This is a genomic window from Accumulibacter sp. (assembly GCF_032229525.1).
Taxonomy (GTDB): domain Bacteria; phylum Pseudomonadota; class Gammaproteobacteria; order Burkholderiales; family Rhodocyclaceae; genus Accumulibacter.
Map to the genome: position 1 here is coordinate 1 of NZ_JAVTWB010000194.1, position 2886 is coordinate 2886.

At 61.5% G+C, this 2886-nt stretch carries 3 protein-coding genes; all 3 read right to left on the reverse strand.

The features are described 5' to 3' along the window. Positions 1-762: 762 nt before the first annotated feature. Complete coding sequence (locus RUW20_RS15195; RefSeq protein ID WP_313953071.1) at positions 763-1233, reverse strand: MEKHLA domain-containing protein; 471 nt, start codon at positions 1231-1233, stop codon at positions 763-765. Positions 1234-1387: 154 nt separating this feature from the next. Further along, positions 1388-2158 (reverse strand): lytic transglycosylase domain-containing protein, encoded by a 771-nt coding sequence (locus tag RUW20_RS15200; protein WP_313953072.1) that lies wholly within the window; start codon positions 2156-2158, stop codon positions 1388-1390. A gap of 221 nt (positions 2159-2379) precedes the next feature. After that, on the reverse strand, positions 2380-2886 hold a 507-nt coding region (locus tag RUW20_RS15205; protein WP_313953073.1), incomplete at its 5' end, for an OmpA family protein.

The window sequence follows — 2886 nt, forward strand, 5'->3', positions numbered from 1 at the left end:
CTGGCGCTGCAGACAACGGTGTCCGGTTGCTTCATCGATCGGCCAACAACAACGGCCGTCGTTGGGCCTCATGGAGCGTCTGCGATCCGGACTTGTGAAAACAGTGTTTGAAGAACCGCAGGACGCGGCGGCGCACCTTGGCGGTATGGCGGAATACTGGAGTGCTCCAGCCGGGGCGATCGGTTCCGTCTGTTGCGGAGGTCTGGCGCCGGTTCTGCTTGCGCAATGCTTTGTCGTCGTCAATCCCGTCCCACGAGCGCATTCGCTACAAGCACTACAGCATAATGACGGAACAATCCTGTGTCTACAGCGTACGATTATTTATTTTCTATCACGGCCTGCGGCGGCCGCGCGACATCGGGGCGAGGGTAGAGTGAAGGACAGGCTTTAGGAAGAAAAATAGGAAGAAAATGGTCAGAGAGATTTGACGTTTCGATAGCGGGCGGGACACTTCTCGGACAGAAAAATGGAAATGTCTGTGGTCCCGATGGCACGCGTATGGACTGAAGTTGTGTGCGGAAACTGGTCACGTCTGAACCGGCGGCGCGTGGCGCTGGGTCTTCAGTCTTGCCTTTTTGGTCAGGGCTTGGAAAAAACAACTCCATCCCATTGGTCAGCCAGGCTGGGCCGTCCGCGGCAACGAGGGGAAGAAGAGCCGCTTCCGGAAGGCGAACGCTTCGTGGATACACGTCGTGCCCGTAATTCCGGACAGCGCAGGCATAGAGTGCATCCCGGAGCACTCTCCACCTTTTCGCCGCTGGTCTACAAGTAAACCCACTTGTCAAAGACTGCTGCCTGCCCGTGGTACTCGCCGCGATCATCGATCAGGTTCCAGACGATAGCGTTTTCAATCAGGAACCTCCTTCCCGTAGAGGAGATCCGTACTCCGCTGTAATCGTCGATATACCCGTGATTGGTGACTCGCTCCAGAAGTCGCGCACGCTCTTCGCGGTTTTCGGGTTCTGCGGATTTTCTCGATGGCAAGGCGGTGAATTCGTCCCAGCTCATGGCGAACAGATCAAGCGCTGTTCGATTCGCGAAGTTGAAAATCGGATCCGCCTCGGTGCCGTGAGAAACCAGGGCAAAGGACGCATGGAAGAGGGCGGGCAAGCGCTCTTCGGACAGCTGCCTCAGCAGCGGCCTTCCAACGAGTCGCTGGTAACTGTCGCAAAGCAGCGCTGCGTGAGCGACGCAGCTGTTGTCGGTAAACAGGGAGGGGAGGCTTTTTCTCATCGCGGTGGATCGCCCTGCTTGCGACGCTCGCTCGAGGATGGTGATGGTTGGAACCGCGGCAAGGTCCGGCCGACTGCGCTAACCCGCTCCAGGGCGCGCGATCCGATTCCTCCCCGCTCCGCGATTTTTCGTTACGCTGACGGTGTCGCCGACATCAATCGGACTTTGCGACCGTCGCCGCCGGGCTGTTGGTCAGTCCGGGAATGGTCATGTGGAGGCGCTTGCCCTGGCCGCCAGCGCTGGAGGAGACACTGGTTCGGAGCCTGGGCGTCGGTGTCCCGGGTTGATACCACTCGTAGATCTGCGTCACCAGTTGCACGTAACTGCGCGTTTCCGGATAAGGCGGAATGGTGTTGTTGTATTGCTGGACGGCGCCCTCGCCGGCATTGTACGAAGCCAGCACCAGATCTTGCTGCTTTGGAAACATGCGCTGAAGGTCGCGCAGGTAACGCGCGCCCAAGCGGATATTGGTTTCCGGGTTGGTCAGCTTTTCCTCGAGGGTCTTCTGCTTGTCGCCGCGCAAGCCATAGCGCCTGGCTGTGGCCGGCATCAGTTGCATCAGGCCAATGGCCCCCTTGGGGGAAACCGCTTCGGGATTGAAGCCCGATTCCGCCGCCATGACTGCCTTGAGCAAGCTGGCATCGACGGCGAATTCGTTGCCTGCCGCTTTCAGCAAGGGTTCGAACTTCTTCAGGTTTGGATGTCGGGACAAATAGCGCAGCAGTTCGGGTTTTTCCGCAGCGCTTGCCAGCGATGAAGAGGAAACCAGCGCGTCGCCGCGCGAGAACAACTTGTAGCGCCCATCGATCTTTTCGGTGGCCAGGTGCGCCACGCCCTGCTCATCGACGTAACCATAAATGCTGGCGCGAGCGCCCACCGGAACGAGGCTGAGCGCAAGCACGAGAACAAGACGGACGATCTGCATTCGGTAGCTACCTGCTTTGTCGTAGCCTTCAAGCCACAGGGTTGGTGTCGTTACTGACTGCCATGCGGCAGATGATTTCTGGGGCAGAACAGCTATTGGGGGAGCCATGATACCGCGCAACGCGAGGAGAAGGCGACCGCAGGCGGGCGCCTGCCCTCACGCCAGCTGCCGAAAGCGGCCTCGCCGGCGCTGCTCGCGATGGCCTGAGGTGGGGGCCGTGGTCAGCTGGCGCCGGGCCCGCCGCAAGCGATGACGCCGAAGACCACGCGCCGGTCGAGGGCGTCGCTGGCGTCGTCGCGGCCGGTGCCGATCAGCGGCTGGCTGGAGCCCATGCCTGCCGCCAGGCTGCGCGCTGCGAGCGCGGGTGAGGCGGCGACCAGTTGCTGGCGTACAAACTCGGCACGCAGCAGCGACAGCCGCTCGTTGAGCGCTGGCGGACCGCTGCGGCTGGTGTGACCAGTCACTTCCAGGCACGCCCCCTTGGCTGTTGCCCGCTGGGCAATTATCTGCAGCCATTCGCCGTAGGAGCGCGACAGCGGCGAATCGCTGACCAGCGCCGTACTGCCCGGGCGAAACAGGAACTTCATCGCCAGTTGCTGCTGCTCGAGGCCGAAATCGACCAGCTGTACGAACGCCTGCCGCGCCGCCGCTTTCGGGCCCAGCCGTTGGCGTACCAGATAGATGCCGTTGAGCACCCGCAACTGTCGGCCGGCCGGGCTGGCGGCGGC